16 protein-coding genes are annotated in these 16,695 nt (G+C 72.0%); 10 read left to right on the forward strand and 6 right to left on the reverse strand.

The genetic code is table 11. From position 1 onward, the window contains the following. Positions 1-159: 159 nt before the first annotated feature. Complete coding sequence (locus tag ACN28I_RS35750; protein ID WP_420946378.1) at positions 160-1,503, reverse strand: sigma-54-dependent transcriptional regulator; 1,344 nt, start codon at positions 1,501-1,503, stop codon at positions 160-162. Beyond that, complete coding sequence (locus ACN28I_RS35755) at positions 1,500-3,074, reverse strand: sensor histidine kinase (RefSeq protein WP_420946379.1); 1,575 nt, start codon at positions 3,072-3,074, stop codon at positions 1,500-1,502. Before ACN28I_RS35755 ends, ACN28I_RS35750 begins: the two co-directional genes overlap by 4 nt. A 241-nt stretch (positions 3,075-3,315) precedes the next feature. Between ACN28I_RS35755 and ACN28I_RS35760 the strand changes: the two genes are divergently transcribed. Together ACN28I_RS35760 and ACN28I_RS35765 are read left to right on the forward strand one after the other, a co-directional pair. Further along, positions 3,316-3,993 carry a DUF4336 domain-containing protein gene (locus ACN28I_RS35760; RefSeq protein ID WP_420946380.1) on the forward strand — a complete coding sequence of 226 codons (678 nt, stop codon included), beginning with the start codon at positions 3,316-3,318 and terminating at the stop codon, positions 3,991-3,993. 173 nt (positions 3,994-4,166) lie between these two features. After that, entirely contained in the window at positions 4,167-4,997 is an 831-nt protein-coding gene (locus ACN28I_RS35765; protein WP_420946381.1) for an endonuclease/exonuclease/phosphatase family protein, read from the forward strand. A 21-nt stretch (positions 4,998-5,018) separates the two neighbouring features. Here ACN28I_RS35765 and ACN28I_RS35770 read toward each other — a convergent pair whose 3' ends face one another. Both ACN28I_RS35770 and ACN28I_RS35775 read right to left on the reverse strand, forming a co-directional pair. After that, on the reverse strand, positions 5,019-5,396 hold the full coding sequence (locus ACN28I_RS35770) for a hypothetical protein (RefSeq protein ID WP_420946382.1): 378 nt from the start codon (positions 5,394-5,396) through the stop codon (positions 5,019-5,021). Between the two features lie 92 nt (positions 5,397-5,488). Continuing rightward, positions 5,489-5,782 carry a MarR family winged helix-turn-helix transcriptional regulator gene (locus ACN28I_RS35775; protein ID WP_420946383.1) on the reverse strand — a complete coding sequence of 98 codons (294 nt, stop codon included), beginning with the start codon at positions 5,780-5,782 and terminating at the stop codon, positions 5,489-5,491. Between the two features lie 501 nt (positions 5,783-6,283). On the opposite strand from ACN28I_RS35775, the gene ACN28I_RS35780 reads away from it, so the two are divergent. Continuing rightward, positions 6,284-6,775, forward strand: a complete 492-nt coding sequence (locus ACN28I_RS35780) for a hemerythrin domain-containing protein (protein WP_420946384.1) — start codon at positions 6,284-6,286, stop codon at positions 6,773-6,775. Between the two features lie 108 nt (positions 6,776-6,883). Then, complete coding sequence (locus ACN28I_RS35785; protein ID WP_420946385.1) at positions 6,884-8,137, forward strand: DNA glycosylase AlkZ-like family protein; 1,254 nt, start codon at positions 6,884-6,886, stop codon at positions 8,135-8,137. Here ACN28I_RS35785 and ACN28I_RS35790 read toward each other — a convergent pair. Beyond that, positions 8,124-8,771, reverse strand: a complete 648-nt coding sequence (locus tag ACN28I_RS35790; RefSeq protein ID WP_420946386.1) for a CHAP domain-containing protein — start codon at positions 8,769-8,771, stop codon at positions 8,124-8,126. The genes ACN28I_RS35785 and ACN28I_RS35790 overlap by 14 nt on opposite strands. A 369-nt stretch (positions 8,772-9,140) precedes the next feature. Here ACN28I_RS35790 and ACN28I_RS35795 point away from each other — a divergent pair, with 369 nt between their 5' ends. The 5 genes from ACN28I_RS35795 to ACN28I_RS35815 are packed head-to-tail and all read left to right on the forward strand — an operon-like array spanning position 9,141 to position 13,905. Further along, positions 9,141-10,220 carry a type III polyketide synthase gene (locus tag ACN28I_RS35795; protein ID WP_420946387.1) on the forward strand — a complete coding sequence of 360 codons (1,080 nt, stop codon included), beginning with the start codon at positions 9,141-9,143 and terminating at the stop codon, positions 10,218-10,220. After that, positions 10,214-10,786, forward strand: coding sequence for an isoprenylcysteine carboxyl methyltransferase family protein (locus tag ACN28I_RS35800; protein ID WP_420946388.1), 573 nt, complete (start codon positions 10,214-10,216; stop codon positions 10,784-10,786). The genes ACN28I_RS35795 and ACN28I_RS35800 overlap by 7 nt, the downstream gene beginning before the upstream one ends. Continuing rightward, positions 10,779-11,063: an acyl carrier protein gene (locus ACN28I_RS35805; RefSeq protein ID WP_420946389.1), complete on the forward strand. Its 285-nt coding sequence runs from the start codon at positions 10,779-10,781 to the stop codon at positions 11,061-11,063. Before ACN28I_RS35800 ends, ACN28I_RS35805 begins: the two co-directional genes overlap by 8 nt. Further along, entirely contained in the window at positions 11,060-12,814 is a 1,755-nt protein-coding gene (locus ACN28I_RS35810) for a fatty acyl-AMP ligase (protein ID WP_420946390.1), read from the forward strand. Before ACN28I_RS35805 ends, ACN28I_RS35810 begins: the two co-directional genes overlap by 4 nt. Continuing rightward, a complete protein-coding gene (locus tag ACN28I_RS35815) occupies positions 12,811-13,905 on the forward strand; it encodes an NAD(P)/FAD-dependent oxidoreductase (RefSeq protein WP_420946391.1) in 1,095 nt (364 codons plus the stop codon). The genes ACN28I_RS35810 and ACN28I_RS35815 overlap by 4 nt, the downstream gene beginning before the upstream one ends. Before the next feature lies 1 nt (position 13,906). Here ACN28I_RS35815 and ACN28I_RS35820 read toward each other — a convergent pair whose 3' ends face one another. Continuing rightward, complete coding sequence (locus ACN28I_RS35820; RefSeq protein ID WP_420946392.1) at positions 13,907-15,034, reverse strand: 5'-nucleotidase; 1,128 nt, start codon at positions 15,032-15,034, stop codon at positions 13,907-13,909. Between the two features lie 336 nt (positions 15,035-15,370). On the opposite strand from ACN28I_RS35820, the gene ACN28I_RS35825 reads away from it, so the two are divergent. After that, a complete protein-coding gene (locus tag ACN28I_RS35825) occupies positions 15,371-16,252 on the forward strand; it encodes a zinc metalloprotease (protein WP_420946393.1) in 882 nt (293 codons plus the stop codon). Positions 16,253-16,695 lie beyond the last annotated feature (443 nt).

The following is a 16,695-nucleotide window of genomic DNA, read 5'->3' on the forward strand; positions in this document are numbered from 1 at the left end:
GTGCCTCCTCGCTGGGGGGCACGGCGCATGTCCGCCCCTACAGGGCAAGCGCCGTGCCATTCGTGTGGAAGGGGTTTCCCCTCTGAAGGGCCCCGAGAGAGCACCGGGGGGACTTCAAAAAACTTTAAGTGCCCCGGAAAGCGATGAAAGAACCTTGAATCACTCCTCGCCCAGGCGGCGCAGGAAGGTGGGGTAGGAGATGCCGAGCAGGCGGGCGGCATCCATTCGCCGCCCCTCCAGGCGATCCAACACATGGCGGACATACCGGCGCTCCACCTCTTCCAGGGGGAGCGGGGGGCCGGCCAGGACGAAGGCGTTGGGGTCGGCGGGCTGGGAGGCGTCTCCAAGGCGCGGCGCGAGCGCCTCCAGCTCCAGGGTGGAGCCGCTCTCGAGCACCAGGGCGCGCTCGAGCAGGTTGCGCAGCTCGCGCACGTTGCCGGGGAAGGAGTAGCGCTCGAGCCGCTCGCGCGCGGAGGCGGAGAAGCCCACCGGGCGGCGGCCCAGCTCCGCGCACAGCTCGGCCACCAGCGACTCGGCCAGCGGCAGCACGTCCTCGCGCCGCTCGCGCAGCGGGGGGATGTCCACCTTGAAGACGCTCAGCCGGAAGTAGAGGTCCTCGCGGAAGCGGCCGGCGGCCACCTCCTCGGTGAGGTTGCGGTTGGTGGCGGCCACCACGCGCGCGGTGCTGCTCAGCTCGGTGCTGCCGCCCAGCCGCCGGAAGGCGCCCTTGTCCAGGAAGGTGAGCAGCTTGGCCTGCAGGGCCAGGGGCAGCTCGCCCACCTCGTCGAGGAAGAGCAGGCCGCCGTTGGCCACCTCCACCAGGCCGCGCCGGGCGGTGCGCGCGTCGGTGAAGGCGCCGCGCTCGTGGCCGAACAGCTCGCTCTCCACCATGGCGTCCGGCAGGGCGGCGCAGTTGATGTGGACGAAGGGCCCCTGCTCCTCGCGCAGCACGTGCAGGTGGCGGGCGATGACCTCCTTGCCCACGCCCGTCTCCCCCAGCAGCAGCACGGGGCTGCGGGGCGACTTCGCGATGCGCTCGAGCATCTGCAGGGTGTGGCGCATGGCGGGCGAGCGCGGCACCAGCATTCGGTGCCGGCCTTCCAGCGCGCTCTCGGCCCGGCGCAACCGCTCCTGCAACCGCACGTCCTCGGCGGCCCGGCGCGCGCGCAGCACCAGGTCATCCAGCTCCACCGGCTTGGACAGGTAGTCGCGCGCCCCCGCGCGGATGGCCTCCACCGCGCTGGCGATGTCCCCGTGCGCCGTCACCATCAGCACCACGGCGCCGGGAAGCTGGGAGCGCAGCTCGGGCAGGAAGGTCAGCCCGTCTCCGTCCGGCAACCGGCGGTCGAGGATGACCAGGTCCGGGGCCTCGCGGGCGAGGGCCGCGCGCGTCTCGTGCAGGGAGCGCGCGGTGCGGACGCGGAAGCCCTCCTGGGAGAGCACGGAGGCGGCGAGCGAGGAGAAGGTGCGGTCGTCATCCACCAGGAGCAGGGAGGTACTCATACGGAAACGCTCTCCAGGGGCAGGCGCAGGGTGAAGCGGCTGCCCTCGGGCAACCGGGTATAGGTGAGCCGTCCTCCGTGGGTTTCCACGGCGGTGCGGGCCATGGGCAGTCCCAGGCCCACGCCCTTGGCGCGCGCGGTGGCGAAGGGCTCCCACAGGCGCGGCTCCAGGTCCGGGTCCACCCCGCCGGCGTTGTCCTCCACCCGCAGGACGGCCTCGCCGTCCTCGCGCGCGAGGCTCACCCGCACCCAGGGCGAGGGGCGCAGGCCCGTGTCGCGCGCCACCGCGCCGGCCTCCACCGCGTTGCGCACCAGGTTGTCGATGGCGGACACCAGCAGCGCCGGGTCCGCCTGCACGGTGAGGCCCTCCTCCAACGACACCTCCAGGGGCACGTCCTCGGCTTCCGGCAGCAGGCGCACCGACTGCAGGGCCTCCTCCACCAGCAGGCGCAGCTCGCAGGCGCGGCGCAGGGCGGCCCGCGGCGCGCCGAAGGACAGCAGCGAGCGCGCCAGGTGCCCCAGCCGCCGCACCTGGGCCCGCAGGGCGGGCAGGGCCACCTCTCCCGCGGTGGCGGCGGGCCTCAGCAGCGAGAGGGCCGCCTGGATGCCATTGAGGGCGTTCTTCACCTCGTGGGCGATGAGCTGGCTGGCGGCGCCCAGCGCGGCCATCGTCTCCTGGTGCCGCAGCCGCTCCTCGGCCGCCAGCAGCGAGTAGTACGAGCGCCGCAGCAGGAAGGTGAAGAGCAGCAGGGTGCTGCCCAGCAGCGCCACGTGGAAGAGAAGCTGTCCGAGGAAGCGGCGTTGCAGCCGCGCGATGTCCCGCTCCTCGTCCTCCAGCACGGCCAGCAGCATGCCGTTGATGCCCGGGACCCGGACCGGGGCCGCCGCGCCCAGCATGCGCCTGCCGTCCAGCACGAAGGGGCGGGGGGCCTCGGCGAGGGTGCGCAGGCGCGCGGCCACTTCCGCCGTCCACGCGAAGCCCGCCATGGGAACGGGGAGCAGGAACTGGCCGGCCTCATCCATCAGCAGCGACATGTCCGCGCCCCCCGTGTGGACGCCCGGAAGGGGCCGCGCCCCCGCGCGCAGCTCGCCCACCAGCAGGCCCGTCACCCTCTTCTCATGCAGGATGGGCACCGCCACCACCAAGGGCCCATCCGTCCCCTCCAGCAGGGCGATGTCCGAGGCGCCCTCGACCAGCACCCGGCGGAACCAGGGGCGGGACGTCAGCGGCGTGGCCCCCAGCGACATGTCGGGTGGATCACTCCACACGCGGCGCCCCGTGGGGGTGAGCAGGGCCACGCCCTCGGAGAAGAGGGGCGAGTGGTGGAAGGCGCTGTCCAGCATGGCCTCCTCGGGAGCGGAGGGGCCATCCTCGGGGATGAGCTCGGGGTGCTCGGCCAGCCGGCGCAGCTCCGCCTCCAGCAGCCCCAGGTGCACGCCCAGCGCCTCGGCCTGCACCTGGGCCTGGCTGGAGAGGTTGCCGAGCACCTCCTCGCGGGCGTTCTGGAGATCCTCCCGGTAGGCGAGCAGGGGGCTGGCCAGTGCCACCACGCCGAGCAGGGCCAGTCCCACCGTGGCGGAGCGGCCGGCACGCTGCTGGGCACGCGCGAGCCTCTCCGAGGGCGGAGGACGGGGAGGAGCCCGGCAGGGGGGGCGGTCGCGACATGGGGTGCATCATGCCGTCAAACACCCGGGGGGATGCCTTCTTTCCGAGCCACGGTGGACCCCGGAAGGAAGGCGGGCGCGTTTTCCGGCCGTGGGTGGCGCTGGTGGGTTGGTCTAGGTTGTGCCGGTCGAGAAAAGGAGCCACGCCATGATGCGCCCGCTGTCCGATGACCTCTTCGTCCTGGATGTACCCTTCCGGATTGGACCCATGGCACTGGGCGGGCGCATGACGGTGATCCGCCTGCCGGACGGCGGGCTGTGGCTGCACTCGCCCGTGAAGCTGGACGCGGCCGTGCGCGGCGCCGTGGAGGCGCTGGGGCCGGTGCGCTTCCTGGTGGCGCCCAACACCATGCACCACCTGTCGCTCGGGGACTGGGCCGCCGCGTACCCCTCGGCGAAGGTGCTCGCGCCCGCGGGGCTGCGCGAGAAGCGGCCGGACCTGCGCATCGGCGTGGAGCTGTCGGACGTGATGGACGTGGGCCAGTCACCGGCCATCGAGCTGCTCCTGGCGCAGGGCCTGTCCAGGCTGGAGGAGTTCGTCTTCTTCCACCGTCCCAGCCGCACGCTGCTGCTCACCGACCTGGCCTTCAACATCCACGAGTCGCCCTCGTGGCTGACGCGCACCTACCTGAAGCTGAACGGCGTGTACGGGAAGCTGGGCGCCACCTGGGTGGTGAAGTCCATGACGAAGGACAAGGCGGCGCTGCGCGCCTGGAGGGAGCGCGTGCTCGGGTGGGACTTCGAGCGCGTGGTGCCGTGCCACGGCGAGGTGCTCGAGAAGGGGGGCAAGGAGGCAATGCGCGAAGCCTTCGGGTGGGTGGGCTGAGCCGCTCGGCTGCCCTCCGGCCTGACTCGGAGGGGTGGGAAGACGGTGGCGCGGATTGCTGCCATCATCGCCCCCCTTCAATGCGAATCGACCGACTCCTTGCCGGCCTGTTCCTTGCGAGCTCTCTCGCGTGTGCCTCCTCCCCGTCCTCCCTCCGCGGTGACGCGGCGCCGGTGACGCTCTCGGCCCCCGGGGCCCTGGCGGTTGCCGCGTCCTCTCCGGTCCAGGGCGAGGGCGACCTGCGGGTGATGACCTTCAACATCCAGTCCGCCGTTCACGGCCTGGACAAGGTGGCCGAGGTCATCCGCTCCGCCTCGCCCGACATCGTCGCGCTCCAGGAAGTGGATGTGGGCTCGCGGCGCGCCAACGGGTTGGATCAGCCCGCCGAGCTGGCCCGGCGCACCGGGCTGCGCTACTACGCCCACTTCCGCACCACCTCCCTGTTCGGTGGGGACTACGGCGTGGCGATCCTCTCGCGCTACCCCCTGGAGTCCGTGGAGCAGCACCCGCTGCCCGTGCAGACGGGCACCGAGCCGCGCACCGTGGCCCGCGTGGCCATGAAGGTGCACGGGCAGGACGTGAGCGTCTACGTCACCCACCTCACCCGGCGTCCCTTCAACGGCGGCATCCGCGTGCGCCAGAGCGCGGCCATCATGAAGCTGATGGCGGCGGATCCCCGGCCCAAGCTGCTCATGGGCGACATGAACGACACGCCCGACGCGGGCTCGCTGCGGCTCTTCAAGCGCGAGCTGGCGGATGTGTTCGAGCTGCGCGGAGAGGGGCGCGCGGACACCTACCCGCTGCCCGTCATCCCCAACCTGCGCATCGACTATGTGCTGGCGAGCAGTGGCTTCATGCCCCGGAGCAGCAAGGTGCTGCGCGTGAAGGCGTCCGACCACTACCCGGTGGTGGCCGACCTCACGCTGCTCGAGCCGATGAAGGCGCCCTCCGCCGAGGTGGTGGAGCGCGAGCGGCAGACGCCTCCCGCCGGCAGCCCGCAGTAACCCCCGGCGAAGGCGGCCGCCTCACTCGAGCTGCAGGCCGCAGTCGCTGCACGCGCCCCGCACCAGGGGCGCGGCCGTGCCACACGCGGGGCAGGGCAGCTCGCCCTCCTCGGGCACCGCCGGCATCGCCTGCCCCTCGGGGACGAGCCCCTCGCGCTGGAGGCTGTCCCTCCACCGCTGCTGGAGCAGGCCGGCGACGCGGGGCGCGTCCTCGGGGCGCACGAGCACCTGGAACTTCGGCGAGCACGAGGGCTTGCTGCACGCCTCGCGGTGGACGAGCGCGGGCACGCCCTCGGCCAGACACGCCTCCACCAGCCTGCGGGCGTCCGCGAGGGACGCCTCCACGCACGGCACCACTTCCGCTTCCGCCAGGGCCTTCTCTGCGTCGTGAGGAGTCATCTCCCGCAGTGAAGCGCAGCCGGGTGCACCCGTCCACGGCCTTGGGGTGCTTCCGTCCGGCAGGGGAGCCAGCGGGGCACCGGGTGGCGGGCTCACCCGCCCGGCCGGGCCTTGGGCCTGGCCGAGGCGATGAGCTTCTCCAGGATGCGGAAGAGGGCGCGGCGGTCGGTGGCGTCCAGGTGCTCCAGCATCCGCCCCAGCCCCTGGAGGACGGTGCGGTCCAGCTTGCGGTGGAGCCGCGCGCCGGAGGCCGTCAGCCGGCAGCGGATGACGCGGCGATCCTCGGGGCTGCGCTCGCGTTGCACGTGGCCCTCGCGCTCGAGCCGGTCCACCACGCCGGTGACGGTCTTCTCGGTGATGCCGAGCCGCCGGGCCAGCTCGCCCATGGTGAGCGTCCCGTCCTGTCCCAACCACACCAGGGCGTGGATTTGAGGCGCGGTGAGCTGCCTCCATCCGCTCGCAACTGCTGGCGAGCGGGTCCCGGAGCGAGTGCAGCCGGCCCAAGGAGAACAGGAGCCGGCGCAACCGGTCGACATCCGTGAAGGCTTCTTCCGCCGTGGCGCTGTTCCGTGACACGGAGCTTCCTCGTCCCGGTCCGGGTCGTTCGATGGCGGACCCGCCCTGCCGCGCCAGAAAGGTTGGCTCCCCGCGCGGGGATGGAAAGCCACCCTCGGACGTCAAGGGACGCGGCCCGGGCCCGGCACGCAGGAGGGCGAGCGTGCATGCGTGCACCACGTGAGAAGTCGGGTTGCGCGCGGGACGTGGCGGGTCAGGTGGGCGGGAGACCCGGCGGGGAGGGAGCCTCCAGTTGGCGCCACCGGGGAGCGTGCCGAAGTTAGGCCGGTACAGGGGAATCCTACGTTGACCCACGCAGGACTGGAGGCACCATGGACGCCATTGAACTCCTGAAGCAGCAGCACCGCGAGGTCGAGGAGCTGTTCGAGAAGTTCGAGAAGGCCGGTGAGGGCAAGCAGGAGGTGATGATGGACCTGTTCGCCCGCATCGCCGACAACCTCGCGGCGCACGCGACCATCGAGGAGAAGCTCTTCTATCCCAGCGTCTACGTGGGCCCCACGGCGGACAAGCTCCAGGAAGCCGTGGAGGAGCACCTGTCGGTGAAGCGGGTGATCGCGGACCTGCTCGACATGGACCCGATGGACACGCAGTTCAAGGCCAAGATGAAGGTGCTCCAGGAGCTGGTGGAGCACCACGTCGAGGAGGAGGAGAAGCAGCTCTTCAAGGACGTGAAGAAGTTGATGCGCAAGGAGGAGCTGGCCGTCATCGGTGAGCAGATGGAGGCCATGTTCGACGAGCTCATCCAGACCGAGCCGCGCATGCAGGTCCCCCGCGAGACGGACGAGGCCGCGCCGCTGGCGTAGCTTCCAATGCCGGGCCGCACGCCCCGGGAGCGCCTCCCACGAGGACTCCACGGGGCGTGCGTCGTCATGCCGGGGCCGCTCGCATAGAGTGCGCGCCGGAGGACGACCATGGCCCGGAGTACCATCACCCCCGCACTCACCCTCACCCTCGAGCGCGTTCGCGCGCACTGGCACCGCAAGCAGGGACTCGCCGAGCCCCTCCCGGTGGCTATCGAAGAGGTGGTGGCGGCCACGGGCTGGCTGCGGACGCTCGGGGGCGTGGACGCCTACCTGGCGGCGAGGGCCCGCGTTCCCGGGCTGAAGCGCCAGCAGCTCGACGAGGCCGTGGCTCGGTCCCGGTTGCAGGTGATTCCCGCCGTGCGCGGCTGCATCTACCTCGTGCCGCGTCCGGAGGTGCCGCTCGTGCTGCGCATCGCCGAGGAGCAGCACCGCAAGCGCGCGGAGCGTGAATACGAGAAGGTGGGCATCGCCCTCACGGAGCTGGCGGACGTGGGCGAGGCCGTGTTGAAGGCCCTGCGCAAGGGGCCGCTGTCCACGGACGCGCTGCGCAAGGCGCTTCCCGAGGGCACCGTGCGGAGCCTGGGGGACAAGGGCAAGAAGGTGGGCATCTCGTCGACGCTGCCCCCGGCCCTGCGTCACCTCGAGTTCGAGGGCAAGCTGGAGCGCACGCTGGAGGGCGGGCGGCTGGACACCGAGCGCTACCTCTGGCGGGGGCCGGCGAAGAATCCCTTCACCGGGGCGAAGGTACCCGCCGAGGCCGTGGCGCGGCATGCGCGCATCGCCGGCATCTTCTTCCGGCAGGCCGGGCCCACCACCCTGGAGAGCTTCACCACCTGGGCGGCGCTCTCCCAGCGCGAGGCCCGCGCGGCCATGGAGACGCTGCCGCTGGTGCCGGTGGCCGTGGAAGGACTCACCGGCGAGCTGTGGGTGATGGAGGAGGAGCTCGCCGTGCTGCGCGAGAAGGTGCCCGCTCCCTCGTCGCTCGCCATGCTCGCGTTCGAGGACAGCTATCTCGCCTTCCACGGCGGCCCCGCGCTCTTCACGGATCCGAAGCACCACGCGCGGCAGGTGCCCGTGTGGGGCAACACGAAGGGCAGCACGCTCGGCGACGCGCGCTACCTCTTCATGCGCCCGCTGCTGGACGGGGACAGGCTGGTGGGCTTCTGGGAGTACGACGTGGACGCGGGGGCCGTGGTGTTCGGCACCTTCGACCCGTTGGCGCCCAAGCGCCGCAAGGCCGTCGAGGCGCTCGCCGGGGACGTCGCCGCCTTCCTGCGTGATGACGTGGGCCGCGCGCACAGCTTCTCCCTGGACAGCGACGACTCGCTGCGGGAGCGCGCGGCGCTCGTCAAGGCGATGTGAACCAGCGCTGGTCCACGGTGGCGAAGCCCGCGAGCAGCTCCCCCGCGAGCCGCGGGCGCACCGTCTTCTCGGAGCGGCGCAGGTAGTCGTTGAGCACCCGGCCCTTGGCGTCCCGGCGCAGGGCGGGCTGGCGCAGGTGCAGCTTCGCGCGCTTCACGCCTCCGCCCGCGCGGTGCACGAAGGTCACCGTGCCGTCGCGGTCCACGCGCTCGACCACGCCGATGTGTGTGAGCCCGTCATTGCGCCGCCCGTCGCGGTTGCGGTCATACGTCTCGCGGAAGAAGACGAGGTCCCCCGCGCGTGGGGTGCCGTGGAGCGAGCCGAGGCTCTTGGCCTTGCGGTAGATGGCGGCCACGCCGTTCTCGCCCGGGAGGGTGCGCTCGGGCAGCAGGCTCAAGCCCCGCTTGCGGTAGGCGAGGTTGACCAGGCCGGAGCAGTCATCGTTCACCGAGTGGCTCACCCTTCTGAGCGAGGGAAGCCCCACCCAGAGGGAGGCTCGGGAGGCGGCGCGGTGCGCGAGCGTGCCGGAGGTGTTCCGGGTGCGCGGGCTCGAGGAGGCGCGGCGAGCGGCCTCGGCTTCGGGTCCCCAGAGCATGACACCCATCAAGGCACACAGCAGGAAGGCACGGTGCATGCCCGAGACCCTTCAGCAACCGGCGTGCCTTCGCTGTTTCCCGGGTGGGCTGTCCACCCGGTGACGGCCGGGGCGCCCGTGTGTCCTGCACGTGTGAATCGCGCTGCCCACCGTGTGCTCCGCATGTCACGAAGAGGCGCGGCCCGTGCTTCCCCGGGCACCTCCGGGCTTCTCCGCGCTGGTGGCGGGGTGTTGTGAACCAGACGACAGGTGCGCTCCCCTCATCGTGAAGTGGTGACAGGAGGTGTCCGCCAGCCAGCATGTACGCGACATGAAGGCCGTCCGCCGTGTTCTATCTTTTCTCCATCGGTCGCACCCTGATGGGTGGGTGATTAACCGTCGCTCCTTACCCCTACAGGGACGGCGCCGATGAATTCCACTCCAGGCCAGGACTCTCTCCCCGTCATTCGCGCGGTGGAACGTCTGCTTCCATCCCACTATGCCTCCCAGGACCAGATCATCGGCGCCCTGCGGGACATGTGGGCCACGCGCCATTTCAACATCGAGCGGCTGGAGGAGCTGCACCGCTCGGTGCGGGTGGACGGGCGCTTCCTCGCGCTGCCCATCGAGCAGTACCCCTCGCTCATCACGTTCCAGCAACGCAATGACGCGTGGATCCAGGCCGCCACGGACCTGGGCGAGCAGGTGGTGCGCAAGGCGTTGGAGCGCACGGGGCTCACCCCCCGGGACGTGGACCACGTCTTCTTCGTCACCGTGACGGGCATCGCCACCCCGAGCATCGACGCGCGGCTGATGAACCGGCTGGGCATGCGCCCGGACATGAAGCGCACGCCCATCTTCGGGCTCGGCTGCGTGGCGGGTGCGGCGGGCACGGCCCGTGCCTCGGACTACCTGCGGGGGTGGAAGGGGCAGACGGCGCTGCTCGTCGCCGTGGAGCTGTGCTCGCTGACGCTGCAGCGCGAGGACCTGTCCATCCCCAACATCATCGCCTCGGGGCTCTTCGGAGACGGAGCGGCGTGCGTGGTGCTCCAGGGCGGGGAGCGGGCGGGCGCCGGCCCTCGCGTCGTGGCCACGCGCTCGGTGCTCTACCCCCACACCGAGCGCATCATGGGCTGGGACGTGGTGGACTCGGGCTTCAAGGTGGTGCTGTCGGCGAAGGTGCCGCAGCTCGTGCGCGAGTTCATCCGCCGGGACGTGGATGGCTTCCTCGCCGAGCACGGGCTCACGCGCAAGGACGTGAAGCACTGGGTGGCGCACACCGGCGGCCCCAAGGTGTTGCAGGCCTTCGAGGAGTCGCTGGAGCTGGCGCCGGACTCGCTGGCGGACTCCTGGGCCTCGTTGCGCGAGGTGGGCAACCTGTCCTCGGCCTCGGTGCTCTTCGTGCTGGGGGACATGCTGGAGTCCGGCAAGGCCCAGCCCGGCGACTGGGGCGTGATGATGGCGATGGGACCGGGCTTCTGCGCGGAACTGGTGCTGCTGAGATGGTGAGCGCGCTCGGCGGGTATCTCGGCTTCCTGGGGCTGCTCGCCGCCGAGCGGCTGGTGGAGCTCTTTCTCTCCAAGCGCAACGCGGCGCGGGCCTTCGCGCGTGGCGGGGTGGAGACGGGACAGGGCCACTACCGGGTGATGGTGGTGTTCCACTCGCTCTTCCTCGTGGCGTGTGGGGCCGAGGTGCTGGGGCTCGCCCGGCCCTTCCCGGGGGCGCTCGGCTTCGGGGCGCTGGGCGTGGCGCTCGTGGCGCAGGCGCTGCGCTACTGGGCCATCGCCTCGCTGGGAGACCGCTGGAACACGCGCATCATCGTGGTGCCGGGCCTGGAGCCCGTGACGCGGGGGCCGTACCGCTTCCTGCGCCACCCCAACTATGTGGCGGTGGTGCTGGAGCTGGCCGCGGTGCCGCTCATCCACGGGGCCTGGGTGACGGCCCTCGTCTTCACGGTGGGCAATGCCCTGCTGCTCCGCGTGCGCATCCGCGCCGAGGAGGAGGCGCTGGGCGCGGCCTATGCCCAGGCTTTCGCTGACAGGCCCCGCTTCATTCCGGAGGTGCCCCGTGGTTGAGAACGAGCTCGCCGTCCTTCACGAGATACGCCGCATCGTCTCCCAGGAGCTGGACTGGCAGGGCGCGGTGGAGCCCGCGCACCACCTGATGCGGGACCTGCAGCTCGACAGCCTGGGGCTGACGGTGCTGGCGGTGGAGCTGGAGAACCGCTTCCGCATCCGCCTGTCCATGGAGGACTCGGTGGGGGTGACCACCGTGGGGGACCTGATGCGGCTGGTGGCCGCGAGGGCCGCCGAGGCGCCCGAGGTGGCATGCGCCGCGGGAGGTGCTCCATGAAGGGGCCGGCGCTGCCGCCGCTGAAGCACGCCACCCTCAACGAGGCGCTCGCCGCCGCGGCGAGGACTCCGCTGGGGCTCGTCTTCGTGGACGCCGGCGAGCGCGAGACGCCGCTGTCCTGGGCGCAGGTGTATGGGCGGGCCCGCCGTTTCGCCGCGGGCCTGAAGCGCCTGGGGGTGGCTCCCGGCGAGCGCGTGGCGCTGCTGCTGCCCACCTCGCCGGGCTTCATGGATGCCTTCTTCGGCGCGCTGCTGGCGGGCGCGGTGCCGGTGCCGCTCTACCCGCCGGTGCGGCTGGGACGGCTGGAGGAGTACCACCGCTCCACCGCGCGCATGCTGGAGGTGTCGGCCGCGGCGGTGGTGCTCACGGACGCGAAGGTGCGGCTGCTGCTGGGCGAGTCCGTGGCGGCGGCGCGCCCGCGGCTCGGCTGCCACACGGTGGAGGAGGTGGCCCGCGAGGAGGGAGACCTGGCGGTGCGCGCCTCGCCCGAGTCGCTCGCGCTCATCCAGTTCTCCTCGGGCTCGACGGTGGACCCGAAGCCGGTGGCGCTGCGGCAGAGCCACCTGGTGGCGCAGCTCGCGGCGCTGGAGGCGGAGCTGCCCCCGCCGCGGGACCGGGCGCCGGTGGGCGTGTCCTGGCTGCCGCTGTACCACGACATGGGCCTCATCGGCTGTCTGCTGTCGGCGGTGTACTACCCGGGCAGCATGGTGCTGATTCCCCCCGAGGTATTCCTCGCGCGCCCCGCGCTGTGGCTGCGCGCGCTGTCGCGGCACCGGGGCTTCGTCTCGCCCGCGCCCAACTTCGCCTATGGGCTGTGCCTCAAGCGGGTGAAGGACGCGGACATGGAGGGGGTGGACCTCTCGGGCTGGACGCACGCGCTCAACGGCGCGGAGCCGGTGTCGGTGGAGACGCTGCGCCTCTTCTCCGAGCGCTTCGCCCGGTGGGGCTTCCAGGCGGGCTCCCTGCGGCCGGTGTACGGGTTGAGCGAGGCCTCGCTGGCCGTCACCTTCCCGCCGGCGGGACGGGGGCCGCGCGCGCTGAACGTGGACGCGCGGGTGCTGGCCACGGAGCGGCGCGTGGTGGACGGCTCGCGCGAGGTGGTGTCCGTGGGGCGTCCGGTGCCGGGCTTCGAGGTGGAGGTGCGCGACGAGCTGGGCCACGTGCTGGAGGAGCGGCGGGTGGGGCGGGTGTTCGCGCGAGGGCCCTCGGTGATGGCGGGGTACGTGGGCCACCCGGAGGCGACGGCGCGCGCGCTGGACGCCGCGGGCTGGCTGGACACGGGAGACCTGGGTTTCCAGGCGGACGGCGAGCTGTTCCTCACGGGCCGCGCGAAGGACCTGGTCATCATCCGCGGCGCCAACCACGCGCCCCAGGAGTTCGAGGAGTGCCTGGAGGCGGTGGAGGGCCTGCGCACGGGCTGCGCGGTGGCGCTGGGCTTCACGCCCGAGGGGGAGAATGACGAGGCGCTGTTGCTGCTCGCCGAGCACGCCCCGGGCGCGGGGGTGGAGGGCCTGGAGGAGCGGATTCGCGAGGCGGTGCTGGCGAGCACGGGGGTGAAGGCGCACACGGTGCGGGTGCTGGAGCCGGGGACGTTGCCGCGCACCTCGAGCGGGAAGCTGCGCCGGAGCGAGGCGTTGCGGCGCTACCTGGCGGGCGAGCTGACGGCGCCGAAGAAGGTGGGGACGGTGGGGCTGGTGGTGGAGATGGCGAAGAGCGCCCTGGCCTTCGCCCGCTCGGGACGCGACGGGTGAGTGCCTGGGATGTCGCGGTGGTGGGGGGAGGGCCCGCGGGGCTGGCGGTGGCGCTCACCACGGCGAAGCGGGGCCTGAACACGGTGGTGCTGGAGCGTGCCGCCGTGCCCCCGGACAAGGCGTGTGGTGAGGGCTTGATGCCCTCGGGCGTGGCGGCGCTGGAGCGCTTCGGGGCGCTCGCGCTGTTGCAGCCGCGCGATTGCGCCCCCTTCGTGGGCATCCGCTACGTGCAGGAGGACGGGAGCGGCGCGGAGGGCCGGTTGCCGGCGCCCGGGGGACTGGGCGTGCGGCGGGTGGCGCTGGTGACGGCGATGGCCGCGAGGGCGCGGGCGCTCGGCGTGGAGCTGCGCGAGCACTGCGCGGTGGTGGGCCAGCGGCGCACGGTGGACGGGTGGGAGGTGGAGACGGCGGCCGGGCCGCTGCGGGCGAGGATGCTGGTGGCGGCGGACGGGCTGGCCTCGCCGCTGCGGCGCGCCGAGGGGCTGGAGCTGGAGGTGGCGGGCCCGAGACGCTTCGGGCTGCGGCGGCACTTCCGGATGAAGCCGTGGGCGCCCTTCGTGGAGGTGCACCTGTCCGACGGCGTGGAGGCGTACGTGACGCCGGCCGGAGAGGAGCGGGTGGGCGTGGCCTTCCTGTGGACGGACGGGCTGCCGGGGCGCATCGGCTTCGATTCGCTGCTCACGCGCTTTCCCTCGCTGGCGGAGCGGGTGGGGGGAGCGGAGCCGGACTCGAAGGCGAGGGGCGCGGGGCCGCTGGCGCGGGCGGCGCGGGCGCGGGTGGCGGACCGCTTCGCGCTGGTGGGAGACGCGGCGGGGTACGTGGACGCGGTGACGGGGGAGGGGCTGTCCCTGGCCTTCACGTGCGCCGAGGCGCTGGGACACCTGCTGCCGGACGCGCTGGCGAAGGGGGGGGCGCGCGATTCACTGCTGCCCTACGAGCGGGTGTTCCAGCGGGCCTTCCGCAAGTACGCGTGGCTGACGGGGGCGATGCTGATGCTGGCGCGCAGGCCGGCGCTGCGCCGGCCCCTGGTGCGCTGGCTGGGCACGAATCCGCGCGTCTTCGAGCGGATTCTCGCCCACGCCATCGTGTAGCTCAGTTCTTCGCGTTGGCCGCGCCGACCGGCTCGAGCTGATCCACCCGCTGCTTCAGGGCCGGGTCATCCGCCACCGCCGGACCCAGGGTGAAATAGGAGAGCTGGTGCGCGCGCCCGCCCGCGGGGGGCTTCACGTCCACCTCGGTCTCGAGCTGCCGCAGGCGGCCCTCCAGCTCCACGATGGTGCGGCCGAGCTCGCCGCGCGTCTGCTCGTCCTTGGCGCTGGCGAACCGCTCCTGCGCCTTCAGGATGTTGTCCTCCACCACGCGGAGCTGCTGGCGGGCCCGAGTCCCCGAGCCCAGGTCCTTCGAGGGCCCCGGCCCGTCCACGCTCAGCTCCAGCCGGGTGAGCTGCCGCCCGAGCTCCCCCGCGGGGAAGACGGCGGTGTGGCTGCCCACCAGCTCGCCAATGCCGATGCCCTTGGCGTCGTGGGACTGCACCACGAAGTCCACCGCGTCCTCGGCCAGCAGGGCCAGCTTCACCGCCTGCTGGTAGGGCACCGCCGCCAGCACCACCACCACGTCCACCTTCTTCGTCTGGCGCAGCTTGCGGGCCTCGGCCAGCGCGGTTTCCACGGGGGGCTTGCCCTTCAACCCGGGCTCTCCGGCCGGCGCGCCCTCGGGGGACACGCCCACCACGCCCACCTTCAGTCCTCCGGCCTCCACCACCATGGACGCCGCGAAGGGCGCCTTGCCGGCCTTGTCCACCAGGTTGGCGGACAGCAGCTTCATCTTCTTGCGCGCCCGCGTGGCCTTCTGGAGGTAGGGCAGGCCGTGCGACAGGTCGCGCTCGCCCACCGCCATGGCCACCGTGCCCTGCGCCTCCATCTGCTCGAGCACCAGCTCCGCCTTCTGCTGGACCAGGGCCTCCTCCCGGCGGGTGGTGTCGCGGAACAGCGCGTTGCCCGCGTCCATCAACACCGTGGGCAGGCCCCGGGCCCGCTCCGCCTCGAGGGCCGTCTTCCTCCGTGCCAGCCCGCCCTGCGGCTCCGCCTTGCAACCACAGGGGGCTATCTCTCCCCGGTTGTCTCCCGTGAAGAGCAGCACCAGCCGCTTGGGCTCCGCCTGGGCCCCCAGGGGCATCAGCAGCAGCACGGCCATCACCATCCATGAGCATCGCGCCTTCACTTCGTCTCCTCGCACCCGCACGGGCCTCGGCGCCCGCGGTGGCCCCGGATGCTACGCCAGAGTCCTTCGCGCACGGGCTCGCCGGGGCGCTTCCACCGGGACCTCCGGGCGGAATGAAAGTGGTTGCGACTGCAACAATTGACGTGCGGACCAGTCTGTTGCGCCTGCAAGAATTGACGCGGAAGGTAGTCGTTGCGCCTGCAATGATTGCCGCGCGGAGTCAAGGAAAACGTGCTTAAAAAAGATTGAACGGTTTGAATATTTTCTCGGAAGAGTTTAAAAGTCGGGTCCCCTTCAGTTGGCCCTCCCAATTGGGAAAGGTGGATTCACATGCGGATGTTCAAGACGGTTCTGGCTTGCGGTGCGATCGCGGCGATGACGGGCTGCGGCCCCGTGGACGAGGCGGAGCAGATGGTCGCTGAGGGTGTGGACGCTCAGGTGGCCGACGCCCGCAACTGCGGCGCCGAGGAGTTCGACGCGGAGCAGGTCGCGCAGATCGAGGCCCGCTTCGAGGCCCTGAAGGCTCGCCAGGCGATGGGCGGCGACGTGCACGCCATGGCCGTCTCCATCCCCGTGTACTTCCACGTCATCCGCACCTCGACGGGCACGGGCGGCGTGACCACCACGCAGATCAACAACCAGATCAACGTCCTCAACAACGCGTACGCGGCGGCCGGCTTCAGCTTCTACCTGGCGGGCACGGACACCACCAACAACAGCACCTGGTACACCGCTGGCCCCGGCACCGCCGCCCAGAACCAGATGAAGCAGACGCTGCGCAAGGGCACGGCGACGGCCCTGAACTTCTACACCAACAGCCCCGGTGGCGGCCTGCTCGGCTACGCGACCTTCCCCTGGAGCTACGCGGGCAACCCGAAGGACGACGGCGTGGTGGTGCTGAACACGTCGCTGCCCGGCGGCTCGGCCACCAACTACAACCAGGGCGACACGGGCACCCACGAGGTCGGCCACTGGCTCGGCCTGTACCACACGTTCCAGGGCGGCTGCGCCAGCCCCGGTGACAGCGTGAGCGACACGCCGCCCGAGGCCTCGCCGGCTTCCGGCTGCCCCACCGGCCGCGACACCTGCACCACGGCCGGCCTGGACCCCATCACCAACTTCATGGACTACAGCTACGACTCCTGCATGAACACGTTCAGCGCCGGCCAGAACAGCCGCATGAACAGCATGTGGACCTCGTACCGCGCGGGCAAGTAAGCCGCCCCGCTCCGAGACACCTTTCGTCCCGGACATGAGCAGCGGGCCTCCCACGAGTGTGGGGGCCCGCTGTTTGTCTTTGCGGGCACCCCCATGCGCGCCCCGGGCGGGACGCGAGCGTCTCCTGGCTCCTGCTGAGCGGCCTCGAGCGTGGCGGCTCCGTCCGAGCGGCGCGGCTTTGCCCGAGCGGCCTCGCGTGTGGAGGTTCCGTTCTGGAGCGTGGCGGCTTCGAGCGTGGCGGCTCGTCCGAGCGGCGCGGCTTTGTCCGAGCGGCCTCGTGTGTGGAGGCTCCGTCCTGGCGGCTTCGGCCCTGGCTCCTCGGAGTGGCGCGGAGCGACAGGCCCGCGCTGGCGGACGCGGAGGAGTTCCGGTGCGGCATGGCTCACCGGGCACCGCCCGGCCCCGAGCCTTTGCACGCTTCCGGGACTGCCAGGCCCGCAGGA

The sequence above is a fragment of the Archangium gephyra genome, from assembly GCF_049060025.1.
Lineage (GTDB): Bacteria > Myxococcota > Myxococcia > Myxococcales > Myxococcaceae > Archangium > Archangium gephyra_A.